17 protein-coding genes are annotated in these 16,114 nt (G+C 71.2%); 8 read left to right on the top strand and 9 right to left on the bottom strand.

Annotation, left to right across the window (positions count from 1 at the left end; genetic code table 11):
• The first annotated feature begins 115 nt into the window (after positions 1-115).
• From ACZ39I_RS08515 to ACZ39I_RS08505, 3 genes are all read left to right on the top strand, one after another.
• On the top strand, positions 116-1,171 hold the full coding sequence (locus tag ACZ39I_RS08515; RefSeq protein ID WP_467243697.1) for a DUF6777 domain-containing protein: 1,056 nt from the start codon (positions 116-118) through the stop codon (positions 1,169-1,171).
• A 350-nt stretch (positions 1,172-1,521) separates the two neighbouring features.
• On the top strand, positions 1,522-3,609 hold the full coding sequence (locus tag ACZ39I_RS08510; protein WP_467243696.1) for a SpoIIE family protein phosphatase: 2,088 nt from the start codon (positions 1,522-1,524) through the stop codon (positions 3,607-3,609).
• 36 nt (positions 3,610-3,645) lie between these two features.
• Positions 3,646-4,509 carry an Fpg/Nei family DNA glycosylase gene (locus tag ACZ39I_RS08505; RefSeq protein ID WP_467243695.1) on the top strand — a complete coding sequence of 288 codons (864 nt, stop codon included), beginning with the start codon at positions 3,646-3,648 and terminating at the stop codon, positions 4,507-4,509.
• A gap of 10 nt (positions 4,510-4,519) precedes the next feature.
• Here ACZ39I_RS08505 and ACZ39I_RS08500 read toward each other — a convergent pair whose 3' ends face one another.
• The 3 genes from ACZ39I_RS08500 to ACZ39I_RS08490 form a co-directional block, all read right to left on the bottom strand.
• Positions 4,520-5,173, bottom strand: coding sequence for a zf-HC2 domain-containing protein (locus ACZ39I_RS08500; RefSeq protein WP_467243694.1), 654 nt, complete (start codon positions 5,171-5,173; stop codon positions 4,520-4,522).
• 151 nt (positions 5,174-5,324) lie between these two features.
• Positions 5,325-5,840: a hypothetical protein gene (locus tag ACZ39I_RS08495; RefSeq protein ID WP_467243693.1), complete on the bottom strand. Its 516-nt coding sequence runs from the start codon at positions 5,838-5,840 to the stop codon at positions 5,325-5,327.
• A gap of 137 nt (positions 5,841-5,977) precedes the next feature.
• Complete coding sequence (locus ACZ39I_RS08490; RefSeq protein ID WP_028809221.1) at positions 5,978-6,523, bottom strand: sigma-70 family RNA polymerase sigma factor; 546 nt, start codon at positions 6,521-6,523, stop codon at positions 5,978-5,980.
• A 232-nt stretch (positions 6,524-6,755) separates the two neighbouring features.
• On the opposite strand from ACZ39I_RS08490, the gene ACZ39I_RS08485 reads away from it, so the two are divergent.
• Positions 6,756-7,904, top strand: coding sequence for a CapA family protein (locus tag ACZ39I_RS08485; RefSeq protein ID WP_467243692.1), 1,149 nt, complete (start codon positions 6,756-6,758; stop codon positions 7,902-7,904).
• A 1-nt stretch (position 7,905) separates the two neighbouring features.
• Here the strand turns inward: ACZ39I_RS08485 and ACZ39I_RS08480 are convergent, their stop codons facing one another.
• Positions 7,906-8,382: a MarR family winged helix-turn-helix transcriptional regulator gene (locus tag ACZ39I_RS08480; protein WP_467243691.1), complete on the bottom strand. Its 477-nt coding sequence runs from the start codon at positions 8,380-8,382 to the stop codon at positions 7,906-7,908.
• 72 nt (positions 8,383-8,454) lie between these two features.
• Here ACZ39I_RS08480 and ACZ39I_RS08475 point away from each other — a divergent pair, with 72 nt between their 5' ends.
• A complete protein-coding gene (locus ACZ39I_RS08475; RefSeq protein ID WP_467243690.1) occupies positions 8,455-9,270 on the top strand; it encodes an alpha/beta fold hydrolase in 816 nt (271 codons plus the stop codon).
• Between the two features lie 128 nt (positions 9,271-9,398).
• Here the strand turns inward: ACZ39I_RS08475 and ACZ39I_RS08470 are convergent, their stop codons facing one another.
• Complete coding sequence (locus tag ACZ39I_RS08470; RefSeq protein ID WP_037716497.1) at positions 9,399-9,860, bottom strand: universal stress protein; 462 nt, start codon at positions 9,858-9,860, stop codon at positions 9,399-9,401.
• Between the two features lie 319 nt (positions 9,861-10,179).
• On the opposite strand from ACZ39I_RS08470, the gene ACZ39I_RS08465 reads away from it, so the two are divergent.
• Positions 10,180-11,049 carry a polysaccharide deacetylase family protein gene (locus ACZ39I_RS08465; protein WP_467243689.1) on the top strand — a complete coding sequence of 290 codons (870 nt, stop codon included), beginning with the start codon at positions 10,180-10,182 and terminating at the stop codon, positions 11,047-11,049.
• A 54-nt stretch (positions 11,050-11,103) separates the two neighbouring features.
• Here ACZ39I_RS08465 and ACZ39I_RS08460 read toward each other — a convergent pair whose 3' ends face one another.
• Positions 11,104-11,775 (bottom strand): class F sortase, encoded by a 672-nt coding sequence (locus ACZ39I_RS08460; RefSeq protein ID WP_467243688.1) that lies wholly within the window; start codon positions 11,773-11,775, stop codon positions 11,104-11,106.
• A 333-nt stretch (positions 11,776-12,108) separates the two neighbouring features.
• Here ACZ39I_RS08460 and ACZ39I_RS08455 point away from each other — a divergent pair, with 333 nt between their 5' ends.
• Positions 12,109-12,600: a hypothetical protein gene (locus ACZ39I_RS08455; RefSeq protein WP_352384486.1), complete on the top strand. Its 492-nt coding sequence runs from the start codon at positions 12,109-12,111 to the stop codon at positions 12,598-12,600.
• A gap of 66 nt (positions 12,601-12,666) precedes the next feature.
• Here the strand turns inward: ACZ39I_RS08455 and ACZ39I_RS08450 are convergent, their stop codons facing one another.
• From ACZ39I_RS08450 to ACZ39I_RS08440, 3 genes are all read right to left on the bottom strand, one after another.
• A complete protein-coding gene (locus ACZ39I_RS08450) occupies positions 12,667-13,197 on the bottom strand; it encodes a hypothetical protein (RefSeq protein WP_467243687.1) in 531 nt (176 codons plus the stop codon).
• Positions 13,198-13,412: 215 nt separating this feature from the next.
• A complete protein-coding gene (locus ACZ39I_RS08445; RefSeq protein WP_467243686.1) occupies positions 13,413-14,177 on the bottom strand; it encodes a bestrophin-like domain in 765 nt (254 codons plus the stop codon).
• Positions 14,178-14,198: 21 nt separating this feature from the next.
• The gene (locus ACZ39I_RS08440) at positions 14,199-14,414 is read right to left on the bottom strand and encodes a hypothetical protein (protein ID WP_451477055.1); all 216 of its coding nucleotides are present in this window, start codon (positions 14,412-14,414) and stop codon (positions 14,199-14,201) included.
• 714 nt (positions 14,415-15,128) lie between these two features.
• Between ACZ39I_RS08440 and ACZ39I_RS08435 the strand changes: the two genes are divergently transcribed.
• On the top strand, positions 15,129-16,097 hold the full coding sequence (locus tag ACZ39I_RS08435; RefSeq protein ID WP_467243685.1) for an SCO0930 family lipoprotein: 969 nt from the start codon (positions 15,129-15,131) through the stop codon (positions 16,095-16,097).
• The last annotated feature ends 17 nt before the right edge of the window (positions 16,098-16,114 follow it).

Raw genomic sequence — 16,114 nt, 5'->3', positions numbered from 1 at the left:
CCATTGTCCGGCCGAACCCTGTGTGACGGTCCGTGTACCTCCCCTGCGCTTGCGTAACCCGAGTGGGCGAAGAAGACAATAGCGACGAACCGCCCGGGACGGACAGGAGAGCGTGGTGCGGACACCCACCCGAACCCTCGCGTCGGCCTGCGCGCTCGCGGCGGCGCTTCTCGTTGCCGGATGCGGTGGTGACGGAGGCGCGAACACCGCCGGGGTGAGCGGCGCACTTCTGCCGCAGCCGGCGGCGGCCCAGGGGCCGAACCCCTTCACCCGTTCCTCGGTGACCACGCCACCGCCCTTCACCCGAACGCCCCAGCGGGACTCGCCCGCCCCACGGACCGTCCCCGGCGACCTGCCGGGCCTCTACGGCGGCAGCGAGCGCGTCGGCAGCTGCGACGTCGGACGGCAGATCGACGACCTGACCACCGACCGGTCCAGGACGAGCGCCTTCGCGCAGGCCGCGGGCGTCCCCCCGGCCTCGGTCCCGGACTACCTGCGCGGGCTCGCCCCGGTCGTCCTGCGCGCCGACACCCGGGTCACCGACCACGGCTACCGCGGCGGCCGGGCGAGCGGCTTCCTGTCCGTCCTCCAGGCGGGCACCGCCGTCCTCGTCGACCACCGGGGCGTCCCGCGCGTCCGCTGCGCCGGCGGCAACCCCCTGACGCCGCCCGTGGCGATGCGGGGTGGCGCGGTCGCGGGCGGGCGGCCGTGGCCCGGATACCGGCCCGACCAGGTGGTCGAGGTGACCCCCAGCGAGCAGGTCCTCACCGACCTCACGATCATCGACCTCGTCGACCACTCCTGGATCGAACGCCGGATCGACCACGACTGCCGGCACGATCACGCCGTCACCGCGCCGGCAGGGGAACCGCTGACTCCTACGGCGACCCCGGGCGACGACCCGGTGAGGAGGCCCGCACCGGGCCGCGCGACCCCGACGATCCCCGTCCCGCCCACCGCCACCCGGCCGCCCAGTCCGCCGTCCACGACGCCCGTGGCCCCGCCGGAGGACACCTCTACGACCGTCCCCGGCGACCCCGAGGCCGAGACCGGCCCCGAGACAGTCCCCGACACCCCCGACCTGCCGGACGGCGGCGGCCTGATCCCCGACGATCCCGATGCCCCGACCGGCGCCGTCCCGGGCAGTCCCGCCGACGTCCTCGGTGCCTGACGGCCGCCGAAGGTCCCGGGCCCGCCGCCACCGCCAGCCCGCCGCCCGGTCCGCCGTCCACGACGCGGCCCAGGACGCCCGTGGCCCCGCCGGGGGACGACTTTACGACCGTCCCCGGGGACCCCGAGGCCGAGACCGGCCCCGATATCGGCCCCGAGACAGTCCCCGACACCCCCGACCTGCCGGACGGCGGCGGCCTGATCCCCGACGATCCCGATGCCCCGACCGGCGCCGGCGCCGGCGCCGTCCCGGGCAGTCCCGCCGACGTCCTCGGTGCCTGACGGCTGCCGAGAAGCCGGGCCCCGCAGCCCCCGGTCGAAGAATCGGGCAAATCCTGGCAAGGTGGGCCCATGGTTGATCGGGGAGCGAGCGCCCTGTCACTCCCGGACGACTGGCCCGCCCACCCGGATCCGATCCTGGCGCTCAACCGCATGGGCAGCTTCGACTGGGACCTGGACACCGGTCTGTTCCACATGGACGCCCAGGCCCACGAAGTCTTCGACCTGCGCCCCGACGAGTACGACGACAACCCCGTGAGCCTCGCCGTACGGGTGCCCACGGCCGAGGCCCACCGGCTCGATGCCCTGGTCGCCCAGGCGATCAAGGACGGCAGCGAGAACTACGGCACCTACTTCCGTATCCGCTGCCGTGACGGCACCCTGCGCTGGACCCACACCCAGGGCTACATCCGGCGCGACGAGTCGGGCCGCCCGCGCCGGATCGTCGGGATCGTCCGTGACGCCACCCAGGAGATGGGCGAGCTGGAAGCCCGCCGGGAGCAGGCCGCCCAGGACGAGGCCAGGCGCCGGCAGACCAATGTCGTCCAGCTCACCACGGCCGCCCTCGCCCACGCCCGGACCGTCCAGGACGTCATCGACGTCCTCAAGGACACCCACGGGCTCACCCACCTCGGCGCCACCAGCCTCGTCATGGGCCTGGTCGAGGCCGGCCGCATCCGGCTGATCGCCGAGGGCCCCGCGGGCAGCTTCGTGCCCGGCACCGACGTCACCCGGATCGACGAGCCGTACCCGATGAGCGAGGCCGTGCGCACGCTCAGCCCCCGGTTCATCGAGTCGCCGGAGGAGTTCGCGGACCGCTACCCGATCCTGTGGCCGCACATCACCGACCTCAACATCACCTCCGCCGCCTATCTCCCGCTGATCGCCGAGGCCCGCCCGATCGGCGCCATGGGCCTGCTCTACAGCGACCGGTACGGCTTCACCCCCGAGGACCGCAACGTCCTCATCGCCCTCGGCAGCAGCATCGCCCAGAGCCTCCAGCGGGCCATGCTCTACGAGCAGGAGAAGGACCTCGCCACCGGCCTCCAGCAGGCCATGCTGCCGCGGACCATCCCGAGCGTCCCCGGCGCCGACGTCGCTGTGCGCTACCGGGCCGCCAGCGCCGAGGGGGCTCTCGGGCGGGACATCGGCGGCGACTGGTACGACCTGATCCCGCTGCCCGGGGGCCGGGTCGGCGCCGTCATCGGCGACGTCCAGGGCCACGACACCCACGCCGCCGCCGTGATGGGCCAGCTGCGGATCGTCCTGCGGGCCTACGCCGCCGAAGGCCACACCCCGGCCACGGTGATGGCCCGCGCCTCCGTCTTCCTCCACGAGCTCGACACCGACCGCTTCGCGACCTGCCTGTACGCCGAGGCCGACCTGGCCACCGGAGTCGTCCAGGTCGTGCGCGCGGGCCACATCGACCCGCTGGTCCGCCGCGCCGACGGCAGCTGCCGCCGGGTGACCGTCGACGGGGGGCTGCCGCTCGGGCTGTCCGCGGAGTTCGGGCAGCTCGACTATCCCGTCGCCACCCTCGAACTCGATCCCGGGGGCACCCTGCTGCTGTGCACCGACGGCCTGGTCGAGGAGCCCGGCGCCGACCTCGACGACGGCATGCGGACCCTCACGCGCCTCATCGCCGTGGGTCCCGTCGACGTCTGGGAACTCGCCGACCGGCTCATCGACGTGGCCGAGGAACGCGCCGGCGACGACGACGTGGCCCTGCTCCTGCTGCGCCGCCGCGACCAGGACGCCCCGCAGTCCGGCAGCCGCCTGCGGCAGCACGTGGCACCCGGGGACCCCGAGGCCCTCACCCAGGCCCGGCACATGATCCGGACCGCGGTCGGCACCTGGGGCGCACGGGAACGCTCCGACGAGATCGAACTGGTCGCCGACGAGCTCATCACCAACGCCCTGATGCACACCGAGGGCGCCGCGATCGTCACCCTGCGGGTCCTGACCGGCTCCGACCGGCGGATGCGCGTCGAGGTCGAGGACTCCTCCAGCGCCCTGCCGCGCCGCCGGGAGGCGGGCGAGTCGGGGGTCTCGGGCCGCGGCCTGTTCCTGGTCGACCTGCTGAGCGACGTCTGGGGCGTGGAGGCACGCGGCGGCGGCAAGTGCGTGTGGTGCGAGTTCGTCGTACCGGAGCGGCCCTGACCTGACCACGGCGGCCCCCGATGGCACTCTGGACCTATGCCGGAACTCCCCGAGGTGGAAGCGCTCAAGGACTTCCTGACCGAGAACCTGGTCGGCCACGAGATGGTGCGCGTGCTGCCGGTGGCCATCAGCGTCCTGAAGACGTACGACCCTCCGCTCAGCGCCGTCGAGGGCCGCGAGGTGATCGCCGTGCACCGCCACGGCAAGTTCCTCGACCTGGAGACGGACGGCGGCCCGCACTTCGTCACCCACCTGGCCCGCGCGGGCTGGCTGCACTGGAAGGACCGCCTGCCCGACGGCCCGCCCCGTCCGGGCAAGGGCCCCCTCGCCCTGAGGGTGGCGTTGGAGACCGGCGCGGGCTTCGACCTCACGGAGGCGGGTACGCAGAAGCGTCTCGCGGTGTACGTGGTGGCCGATCCCCAGGAGGTTCCCGGTATCGCCCGGCTGGGCCCTGACCCGCTGGCCGAGGACTTCGACGGGGCGAGCTTCGCGGCCCTGCTGAAGGACGAGCGCCGGCAGCTGAAGGGCGCCCTGCGCGACCAGGCCCTCCTCGCCGGCGTGGGCAACGCCTACAGCGACGAGATCCTGCACGCGGCGAGAATGTCCCCGTTCAAACTGGCGGCCTCCCTGACCCCCGAGGAGACGGAAACCCTCTACCGGGCCCTGCGTACGACCCTCACCGAAGCGGTGGAACGCTCGAGGGGTGTGGCGGCGGGCCGCCTGAAGTCGGAGAAGAAGTCCGGTCTGCGCGTCCACGGCCGCACCGGCGATCCCTGCCCGGTCTGCGGCGACACCATCCGGGAGGTCTCCTTCAGCGACTCTTCCCTCCAGTACTGCCCCACCTGCCAGACGGGCGGCAGACCACTGGCGGACCGGAGGCTGTCGAGACTGCTCAAGTGACCGGAGGCCGTCAGCTGGGCTGCAGCGTCACGAGATGGTCCCCGGCGGACGTCCTGACCTCGTAGTGGTCGATCTGGTCGGAGTGGAAGGTGGAGCTGCCCATCATCGTGTTGTCGCTGGTGGCGTGCCCGGTGGCGTTCCAGCCGGTGACGGTCTCCTCCTTGCCGTCGTGGCTGATCGCGACGAGGTGACAGGCACGCGGGCCGGACTCGTCCTTGACCCTGAGCTCGACCTGGGTGCCCCAGTCCTCGTCCTCGGTGGTGACCTGGGCCCACACCCCGGAGCGGGCGTCGGTGGCCTCGATGCTCGTGGTCCGCGCCGCGTCTCCGCCCGCCGTCATCGCGAGGCTGGAACCGCCCACGGTCAGGACCACCGAGGCGGCCACCGCGTACAGCAGGCGCCTGCGGCGTGCCCGGTGCCGGGTCGCGACCTCGCCGAGGAGTCGGTTCAGGAGCTGGGGGCCGGGCTGGGCCATCGGATGCACGGTCCGCGGTGTCGCCCGGCGGTACAGCATCATCTGACGGGTCACTGGACCGAACTCGGTCACGTGTGCCGCGCACTTGGGGCACTCCATGAGGTGGTCCTCGAAGCGGAAGGCCTCCGCCTCGTCCAGCACGCCGAGCGCGTACGCGCCGACGTCGCGATGCCTCTCCAAGGACCTCATGCGGAAACCTCGTGCCGTTGAGTGTGGGTGGGGTTACTCCTTGCTCCCACCGGTACGCACCAGCCCGCCGAATCACTCAAGGCCTACACAGAATCGTGACCAAGGGATTCGGAGCGGTCGGCCCCGCGGATTGGTCCGATTGCGAAGGAATCTAGAAGAGGTGGATGGCGAGGTGGCCGAGCGGCAGGCCGAGCTGCCAGGCCGGTGTCCACACCTTCGGACCCTCGTCCTCGCCGACCCCCGCACCGCCGCCCGGCACGGCGTTCAGATCGGGCGCCAGCAGCTCCGTCTCCTCCAGCCAGCGCCAGGCCGCGGCCGCGAGTTCGAGGTCCGCGGCGGGCTCGCCGGTGGCGACGGCCTCGGCGGTCAGCGCGGCCATCCGCTCGCACACCCAGTCCTGCCACGGCTGGTCGTACGCCGTCAGTGACAGCCAGTTCTCCAGCTGCGAGACGACCTGGATGCCGGAGAGCTCTCCCTCGGTGTCGGCGAGGAAGACGGTCAGCGCCAGCGCGTCCCGTCCGGCCCGGAACTCGAAGGACGTCGGCGGCATCAGATCGCCGGAACGCAGCAGCTCGTCGGCGATGTACTCGGCGTACAACCAGGCCATGGGGACGACGAGTTCGCCCCCGCCGGTGCCGTCCGTGCCCTGTTGACCTCTGTGCAGCATCCCTTCCTGCCTTCCTCCGGTGCGTGCGCGTCGCCCGACCCCGGGCTCCCCAGTCCGGAACACGGATAGGAACACCCGATTACTCAACGGGGGTCCTCAGCAAGGCGCTTTACGGAGGTTTGACTTTCCCATTGGTTTCACCGCAGGTCGGCCGCGTATCCCGGAAGCACCCGGCGCAGGGCGCGCAGCGCGTAGTACGCGCGAGACTTCACGGTACCGGGCGGAATCCCCAGGATTTCGGCGGCCTCCGCCACACTCGCCCCCTGGAAATACACCAGCACCAGGACTTCACGGTGCTCGGGAGTGAGTGTCTTCACAGCCTCGCGCACATCGAGGGCGGCGGCCGCCCGCTCGGCGTGATCGGCGCACACCCGCGCGTTCTCCAGCACCGCGTCGCCGACCTCGGCGGGACGCGCCTGCCGGGCCCGCCGCGCGTCGATCGCGAGCCGCCGTCCCACGGTCAGCAGCCAGGGCCGTACGGAGTCGAAGTCGTCGGCGCGCAGCGCCTCGGGATGCTGCCAGGCGCGCACGAGGGTCTCCTGCACCAGGTCCTCGGCGCGTTGCCGGTCGCCGTCGCTGAGCCGGAGGAGGAGCGCGAAGAGGGGCCGGCCGTGCTCCCGCTGCAGTGCGGCGAGCTCGTGCTCGGCGGTCGTCCCGTTCGTGAGGGTGGTTCCGGCCGTCATGGCCGTATGGCACCCCAGCGCGGGGCCGGGGGACAGGGCACGCACAAGGATCTGCGGCGGACGGTCGATCGCGTCGACGAACGGTTCGGTGAACGGTCCCTTCCGCGTACCGGCGGCATCCGTTCCGCGTCCGTTCCGCCCCGGACGGGTCAACAAGGCGGCCGGGCCGTTTGCGGACTCGGCCAGGCTCATACCTATTCGTCAGTAAATATGACCTGAGTGGGGTGAGCTGATGATTGCACGCAGACGGCAGGTTGCCCTGGCCCTCACGGCCCTTCTCGCCGGAGGAGCGGCCTGCCAGGCGCACGGCCACGAGACACCCGGCCGCCCGGCCCCGTCCGCCGCCGCGGCGCGCGGGTTCACGCTCGTCGCCTCCGGTGACGTCCTGCCGCACAGCTCGATCATCGACCGGGCCCGCTTCGACGCGGGCGGGGCCGGCTACGACTTCCGCCCGATGCTGGCCGGCATCCGGCCCGTCGTCTCCCGCGCCGATCTGGCGCTGTGTCACATGGAGACCGTCTACGGCGCGAACGGCGACTACACCGGCTACCCGACCTTCAAGTCACCGCCGGAGGTGGCCCAAGGGCTCGCCGCCACCGGCTACGACGGCTGCTCCACCGCCTCCAACCACAGCCTCGACGACGGCGCCGAAGGAATCCGCCGCACCCTCGACGCCCTGGACCGTGCGGGCGTACGGCACACCGGTTCGGCTCGTACCGAGGGCGAGGCGCGCACGGTCACCGTCCTGCGCGCGGGCCCGGCCAAGGTCGCTCACCTCGCCTACACCTATGACACCAACGGCTTCCCACTGCCCCAGGGACAGCCCTGGGCGGTGAATCTGATGGACGGGAACAAAATCCTGGCGGACGCGCGGGCCGCCCGGAAGGCGGGCGCCGACGTGGTCGTCGTCTCGCTGCACTGGGGCACCGAATGGCAGGACACGCCCGACGAGCAGCAGTTGGCTCTGGCCCGCGACCTGACCGCCGCCCGCACCGGCGCACGTCCCGACGTCGACCTGATCCTCGGCACCCACGCCCATGTCCCGCAGGCATACGAGAAGGTCAACGGCACGTGGGTGGTCTACGGCATGGGCGACCAGATCGCCGGCGAGATGTTCAACCACGAGGGCGCCCAGGACCCGCGCGGCAACCAGTCCACCCTCGGCCGCTTCACGTTCGCCCCGCCCGCCCGGCCCGGTGAGCGCTGGCGGGTCGCGAAGGCGGAGTTCATCCCGCAGATGTTCGACGTGGACGCCGGCCGGGTGGTGAACCTCAACGAGGCGATCGAGCAGGGCGCCGAACTGGGCGGCGTGCGCGACCGCATCCGGGAGGTCGTGCTGAGTCGGGGCGCGGGCAAGGACGGGCTCACGATGGGGCAGTAGGTCAGTCCACGTCCACGTGGTCGAAGGTGCGCAGCATCTCCTTCAACACCCGTACGCACGCCCGGAGTTCGGCATCGGTCAGCTCGCCGCCGCCGACCTGCCGGTTCAGGGCGTGCTCGCGGGCGAGGATCGCGGTGATGACGGCCACGCCCTCGTCCGTGATCCGGATCAGCGAGGACCGCTGATGGGCGGGGTTGGGCGTGGCCTCGGCCCAGCCCCGGTCCATCGCCTCATTGGTCATGCGCTGCACGAACTGCCGGGTCAGCGCCATGAGCCGGGCCATCTGAGGAACCGTCATGGGCCCGTACCTGTGGAGCAGGACGAGGACGGAACGCACGCCGACGGACACCCCTCCGGCCGCCTCGTCCTGCTCCAGTTTGCGCAGGCCGCGTCGGTAGAGCGCGCCGACGAGGTCGAACACCTCGCTGACCCGGTGGCCGAGATCGTCGGGGGGCAGTGGTTCGTCGATGTCGTTCACCCGCTCATCATGCACCGGTCCATCATGACAACTGGGTTGTCAAAGTTTCTCGGACATGACACCTTGGTTGTCATGACAGCTGCTTCGGAACTGAGCTTCTTCGCGTCCGCCGACGGGGACATCGCCTACCTCGACACCGGAACCGGGGACCCCGTGGTCCTGCTGCACGCCGGCTACGTCGACCACCGCCTCTTCGAGGCCCAGGTGCCGGTCCTCGCCGCCGAGTACCGCGTCATCGCGGTGGATGTCCGCGGCCACGGCTGGACCGCCAATGCCACCAAGCCCTTCCGCTGGGCCGACGACCTCGCCGACCTGCTGCGGCACCTGGACGCGGGCCCCGCGGTCCTGGCCGGCGTCTCGATGGGCGGGGCGATAGCCGGTGACATGGCGATCGAGTATCCGGAACTGGTCCGCGCGATCGTGCTGAGCGGGTCCTCGGTCAGCGACTTCCAGTACACCCACGAGGCGACCCGGAAGGTCGTGACCGATTCCCACCGGGCCCTGCACTCGGGGGACATCGAGGGCTGGCTGAAGATCTTCCTGGGTTCCGTGGCCGGCCCGTTTCGCTCCCCGGACGAGCTCGATCCGCGCATCCTCGACCACCTGCGCGAGATGGCCCTGCACACCATCTCCAAGCACACGCCGGGCGAACGGGACTGGCACGTGCCCATGACGGACACCTGGTCCAGGGTGCCGAAGATCGACGTCCCGGTGCTCACCGTCAACGGCACGCTGGACTCACCGGACTTGCTCGTCGACGCGGAACGCTTCGCCGACACCGCTCAGAACGGCCGCTCGGTGCTCGTGGAAGGCACCTCGCACTTCCCGAACCTGGAGAAGCCCGAGGAGTTCAACGCGATCGTGCTGGACTTGCTGCGCTCGCTCTGACGCCCCACCAGCGCCGACCGCGGCGTGCTGCGCCTGCTGGGGACGCCCGCCGGACCCACGGTGCTCGCGCCGATGATGCCGCCTCAGCCGCGATTGCGGAGGAGGCGCTCGCCCGACCCCGAACGGGCCTACGGCACCACGGTCACCGGCCACCGGCCCGCCTTGACCAGCCGTACCGCGACGGAGCCGACGATCCGGTGGCCGGCCTGCTCCGAGGCGCCGACGACCACCGCGTCGGCCTTGAGTTCGTCCGCCGCCTTCGTCAGCCCGCTGTAGGGGTCGCCGCGGAAGGTGTGGAACTCCCAGCGCACATCGAATATCCCCTTGTTCTGCTCGGTGGCGAGCCGGATCTGGGCGACCAGGTCCTCGGCGATCTCGTCCGTGGTCTCGGCGACCGGAGCGCCGAGCGCGGCCCCCGAGGCGATCACCGGCTGGACGTACACCACGGCGAGCAGCGCGTGCTGCCGCCGGGCCAGGCCCCCGGCGTAGGCCGCGGCGCGCAGAGAGGAGTCGGAGCCGTCCACGCCGACGACGATGACCTTGGGCCCGTCCGTGCCCCGCTCGAACTGGTGCGAGTGCTGTTCCGTCACGGCTGTGAGGCTATCGGAAGCCGCAGGTCCGGGCGGCAGACGGGACCCCCGTCGACATCGGTGCGCAAGCTTTGCGGAAAAGGGGCACCCGGAGGGCGGGCCGCGAACGGGCAGCACCGAAGCCCGCCGCCGCCCTCGGCGCCCGGCCTCGACGGAGGGGACGAGGCCGGGGCCGAAGCCCCTCCGCTCCCTCTGCAACGTCCTCCTGACGTTCCGCCATGCGGCCTGCTGCGTCTTCGCTGGGCCGTGCGGGTGTATTCGTGGAGCCGCACCGGTGTTGCTGAGGTGCGTCGGCGCTCTGCCGGGCGACTGATGAGTCATGACGAAGGATCAGTTGCTCACACGGCTGTCGTCGAAGACGACGGCGGTGCTCACGCGGCGCCGGGCCCTGCTGGCCGGCGCGGCCGCGGTCGGGGCCGCAGGCACGGCCGGAGTGCTCGCGGCACTCCCGGGCGAGGAGCCGGTCCGGCCGGCGCCGCTCGCCGCCGGCCCACCGGCCCACAGCGCGCCCAACTCCTCGGCCTACCGCCTCCAGCCCCTGACCGGATACGGCCCGCCGCACACCGCCCCCAGGAAGACGCTCGTCCGCCACGAGCCGTTGCTGAAGGTGTCCGGACGCGGCCGGACCATGGTGCTGACCTTCGACGACGGACCCGACCCCCGCTACACCCCACACATTCTGGACACGCTGGCCGAGTACGACGTCCGCGCGATGTTCTTCGTGTGCGGGGAGATGGCGGTCGACAACCAGGACCTGCTGGCCCGGATGGCCGACGAGGGACACATCGTCGGCAACCACACCTGGTCCCATCCGCTGCTCACTCGGCTCCGCCGCTCCCGCATCCGCTCCGAGATGGAACGCACCAGCGACGTCATCGAGGACGCCTACGGCGAGCGTCCCGAATGGTTCCGGGCGCCCTACGGGGCCTGGAACCGGGCCGCGTTCCAACTCGGCGCCGAACTCGGCATGGAACCCCTCGCCTGGACCGTCGACACCCTCGACTGGACCACCCCGGGCACCCGCCGCATCGTCGGCGCGGTGGAGCACGGCGCCGCCCCCGGCGTCGTGGTGCTCTCGCACGACGCCGGGGGCGACCGCTCCCAGAGTGTCCGGGCGTTGCGCGACTATCTGCCGCAGCTCATCGATTCCGGCTATCACATCACCGTCCCGCGACGGCAGTACGTATAGACGGCAGTACGTAAAGACGTACAGCCGAAACGCGCCCGCCGGGTCGGGGAACGTTCAGCGGACCTCGACCAGGCGGGCGAAGGCGACGACGTTGCCCGCGTATCCGTTCTGCTTGGAGAAACCGCCTCCGCAGGTGATGACCCGCAATTCGGGGGTCCCCTTGGAACCGTAGACACGGTCGCCGGGGAAATTGTTCTTCGCGAAGACCTCGATGCCGTAGATCTCGAAGATCGCCGTCTTTCCGTCCTGGCGCCTGATCTCGACGCGATTTCCCTTCTTCAGGGCCCCGAGTCCGTAGAACACGGCGGGGCCCTGTTTGTTGTCGACATGGCCGACGACGACCGCGGTGCCCTTCTCGCCGGGGGACACCGCGCCGGTGAACCAGCCGGCCAGGTTCGGGTCCTCCGGTGGCGGCGCGCCGACCCAGCCGTCCGGGTCCAGGCCGACCGGCACCATCGGCGCGTCGACCCGGATCGCCGGGATGGAGACCCGGTCGGGCGCGGCGAACGGCAGGGGGGCGGGGGCTTTGCCGAAGGCCGTGCCATGCACGCGGCTGTCCGCCGCGGCAGCCGACGCTGGCTGGGGCGGGCCGACGTCGAATTCCCCCGAACCGTTCCGAATGAGCGCGAGACCGGTCAGCAGAACAAGCGCTATCACGCCCCAGGGAGCGCGCTTCCTCCGCTGCTCCTCCTCTTCGGCCAGCTCGGCGAACTCGGACGCAGACATTGACTTCCCCTCTCGACGCGGCCGTCGCCTCGTCATTCGCGCATACGAGAACGCTAAGTCCCGCGCGCGAAACCGGCGACGGGACGGCGGCGAACGGGTGGCCCCCGAACGCGGGTGGTGCGCCATCCGAGTTGCCGTGAACAGGAATTTTCTGACGGTCCGTGACCTGCGGAGATATCCGATTGTGCGCTTTTCGTTCGGCGTGTCCTCTCCGCCGTACGGACCAGCGCCGAAATGCGGGCTTGCGCACGGCATCTGAGGGTCTGTCTGGGAGGCGTTTTCTCGCCGATCCACCGGGGACCGTTCCCGGGGCGTCTCCCGCGGAGGATTCACATGCGTACTACTCGTGCCCTGGCGGCCGCAGGCGCCGCGGTCGCCGTGCTCGGACTCACCGCTCCGGCGGCCGTCGCGCGGGACGGCATGAACCTGAGCCCGAGCAATGTCGTCGCCCTTCCCAACGTCATCGCCCGCGGCGGACAACTGACCATCACCGTCAACAACTGCACCGGCAACGCCACCGCGAGCTCGGACGCGTTCCGGACGATCCGGCTGCGGACGGGGGCCAACAACCTGGCGACGGGACGCGCCACGGTCAACCGGAACGCGGCCACGGGATCGCACAGCATCAGTGTCGTCTGCAGCAACGGCACCGTGATCAACCCCACCGCCTTCACGGTCATCGGCGGCGTCCGCGGTGGTCTCGGCGGCAGCAGCTCCTCCGGGGCCACCCCGACCGACATGGCCATCGGAGGCGGTCTGGTGGCCCTCGCCGTCGTCGGTGGCGGGGTGTTCTGGATGCGCAGGCGGTCCGAGAGGCACATCTGATCTCCACCGGCTCCGCCCCGGACTCCGAGAGGACCGGGGCGGAGCCCTGTGCGGCCGGAAGAGTCGTCAGGCGTCGTCGCCGGTGCGGCGTCGGGACAAGTGGTACGCCGCGCCGACCGACCCCGCGATCAGCAGGGCCCCCATGCCGAGTTCCTTCACGTCGAACCCGGCGAAGCTGCCGCCCTCACCGGCACGCACACCCCGGTCGGGGTTGAGCGGCACGGGCGTGGGAGTGACCGGGTGGCGGCCGGCGATGGTCAGGACAGTGGAGCCGCTCACGCCGTCGCAGGTGAACGTCACCTTGTAGACGGCACCGGGCTTGGCGTCCCAGTCGACCACGACCGTCGCCTGGCTCTTGTGCGGCGGGACGATGACGGTGTCGAACACCGCCGACGCGACGGTCGCGGAGCCCTTGCAGCCGCCGTGGTTCCGTTCCAGCAGCAACGTCACCTGGTCGCCCGCGGAGACGGTCGAGGGCAGGACGCTGAAGCCGAAGGGTGTGATGGTGGTGTCGCCCGTCGCCACGGCGGCCGGTGCGGAGAACATCAGGGCGGTCACGCCCAACAGTGCGGCCGAAGCGACGCGTATCGCGCGCATGGTGGTTCCTCCGGTACCCGAGGAGCAGCTGCGGATCTTTTCCGCCTGAGTCAGAAATGCACCTCGATGACCGAAACGCTAGGAACAGGTGTGCGTTCGCGCGATCGCTGTCCCTCCGAATGGGGCATCCGTGTGGGCCGCTCGGGGGACGCCGACGGCGTGTCGGACACCGGACGTCCCCCTGCGGTCCTGGCGGTCTTCGCGGTGAGGGGCCGTCAGCCCTTGATGTCCGGGAACAGGGCGAAGAACGGCTCCGCCGACGCCGTGATGCCACGGCTGTAGGGCGCGTCGAAGTCCCAGATCAGGAAGAGCAGGAAGGCGATCAGCGCGGAGAACAGGCCGGCCAGGATCAGCTCACGGGCCGTACGCCGGATCTGCAGCGCGAAGACCATCCCGATGGTGACGACGGCTCCGCCCAGCAGACCGAACCAGACCACCCCGGGCATGGTGGGCTCGACCGAGTCCGCGCGGGCGTTGCGGGCCTGGTCCACGGCGGCCACCTGGTCGACGAGCGGCTGGTAGGCCTGGGCCTCGAAGTCGCTCTTCGGCTCGTAGGAGGTGACGTCCGTACGGATCCGGTCGAGGAGCTCGGTGCCCCGCTCGGTCATACGGCCGTGGTCGGCCATCTCCTTCCACTCCGTCGTGGCGACGTGTCCGACATAGGCGTTGACATCGGCTCGAATGCGGTCACGGACGTCGGACGGATAGACCTGCACCCGCTCCGAGATCTCGTGCAGCGCCTGGGCCTCCGTCTGGACGTGGTCCTGGGCGGCACTGCGGGCCTCCCACACGCCCGCGATGGCCAGACCCAGGACGATGGCGTACACCACCCCGATCCACATCGTCATGTACTCGATGACGTCCGGGGTCTCGCTGGGATCCTCGTCCACGGGCGCCGCCTTGTGGCGGATGAGCGTGATGACGACCACCACCGCGCACGCGGCCAGCATCGCGAGGATGAGAACAAGCCATTCCGGCAAGGGATGCCTCCAGGATCGGCACTAGCGGGGCCGCAGCGCGGCCACGGCGACCACCGCGGGCGCGGTGATGAGCAGGACGTAGATCACGGGCGAGGTCGTGCTGTGCGTGGGCCGGTCGGGGGCCTTCGCGTGGTGGTACGCCGGGTAGGTCACCGCGGGCGCGGAGGGGCCCGGTGCCGGACTGGGCGGCGGCGTCCGCGTCGGGGTCGGGGTGGGAGTGGGAGTCGGGGTCGGCACGGGTGCGGGGGGCGGTGTCGGCCGCGCCCGGGGCGGCGCCGGCTGCGGCACCGGTGCGGGCGGCGGGGGTGGTGGAGGCGGCGGCTTCGGCGTCGGGGTGGGCCTCGGCTTCGGGGGCTTCGGCGCAGGCGGCGGCTTCGGTGTGGGGTCGGGGGAGGGTGTGGGTGTCGGAGTGCAAGGGGGCTCTGGGGGTGTGGGGGTCGGGGTGGGCGTGGGTTTCGGGGTGGGCGTGGGTTTCGGTTTCGGGCAGGGCGGGGGGGTGGGCCACGTGAGGCTTCCGGCGACCGCCACCACCTCCGCGCCGTCGGGACCGACCGAGGCGTAGGCGCAGGCATCCGCCTCGGCGACCCCGGCCGTGGGGCCGATGAGCGCCCACGTCAAGGCCACCAGGGCCAACACACGTATGCCGATGGCGGATTGGGGCGATTCGGGTCGATGCACGACGCAGATCATGAGGCCTGGCGCACCGTCTCACGCGCGGGCGCGAAGAGATTGCTCCGAAGGAGGGATAAAAGATCGCCCGATGTTTGAATCCTGGGCGTTCGTCCGTCCGATGGGGCGTATGTCTGTGCGGTCCGAGGCGGGTGTGGTCACAGCGTCCGAAAAGAAATATGCGGGACGGTTGAACACAACCCCTGCTCCGGTGCGTACCCATTGTCGTGCGGCGGCGCAGCAGGGCGCTGCAACACCCTTTTGAATTTTGGGGAGTTGACGATGAAGACCTCCTGGCGGAGCGCCTCACTCGTGGCAAGCGCCGCGGCGGTGCTGGCATTGACGACGGCGTGCGGTCAGGAAAGCGGCGGCTCGTCGGTGGGCAGCCAGAACGTCGGAGCCACCGCCGCGGCGGGCGGCTACGGCGGTGTCGGCTCCGGTCTCGGGACCGGTACCAGCGCCAGCCCCACCGCGAGCTCGACCGCGATCGGCCAGGGCAATCTGGGAGCCCAGTCGGCCTCCGCCGGCAAGTTGCAGGTGTCCGCGAACGCCGAGCTCGGGGACGTGTTGGCCGATGCCACCGGTCTCACCCTCTACCGCTTCGACGAGGACACCGCCGAGCCGCCGAAGTCGAACTGCAACGGCGACTGTGCCACGGCCTGGCCGCCGGTGCCCGCGGACGATGCCTCGGCCGGTGCCGGTATCGACAAGGCGCTGCTCGGTGAGGTGACCCGCGCCGACGGCAGCAAGCAGCTGACCATCGGCGGCTGGCCCGCCTACCGCTATGCCAAGGACACCAAGGCCGGCGATCTGACGGGCCAGGGCGTCGGCGGCAAGTGGTACGCGCTGGCACCCACGGGCAAGAAGGCGTCGGTCGCCAGCCTGCCCGGACTGTCCACGCGCAACGACCCGAGCCTCGGCGAGATCGTGGTCGACAAGAACGGCATGACGGTCTACCGCTTCGCCAAGGACAAGGCCTGGCCCGAGCCGGTCTCCAACTGCAACGGAGCCTGCCTGGAGAAGTGGCCGGTCGTGTCGCCCGTGTCGGCGAACGACACCAAGGGCGTCCAGAAGAAGGGCCTGATGAGCTTCACCCGTTCCGACGGCGTCAAGCAGCAGACGGTCAACTGCTCGCCGATCTACACCTTCGCGGCCGACAAGAAGCCCGGCGACACCAACGGCCAGGGCGTCGGCGGCACCTGGTACGCCGTCCGCCCCGACGGAAAGATGGTCGGCGTCTCCGACAAGTGACACCGGCCCCACCCGAT

This window comes from Streptomyces sp. NPDC024687, from assembly GCF_055559055.1.
Note: the sequence above shows the minus strand (reverse complement) of the source record. Positions and strands in the feature narration are given on the sequence as shown.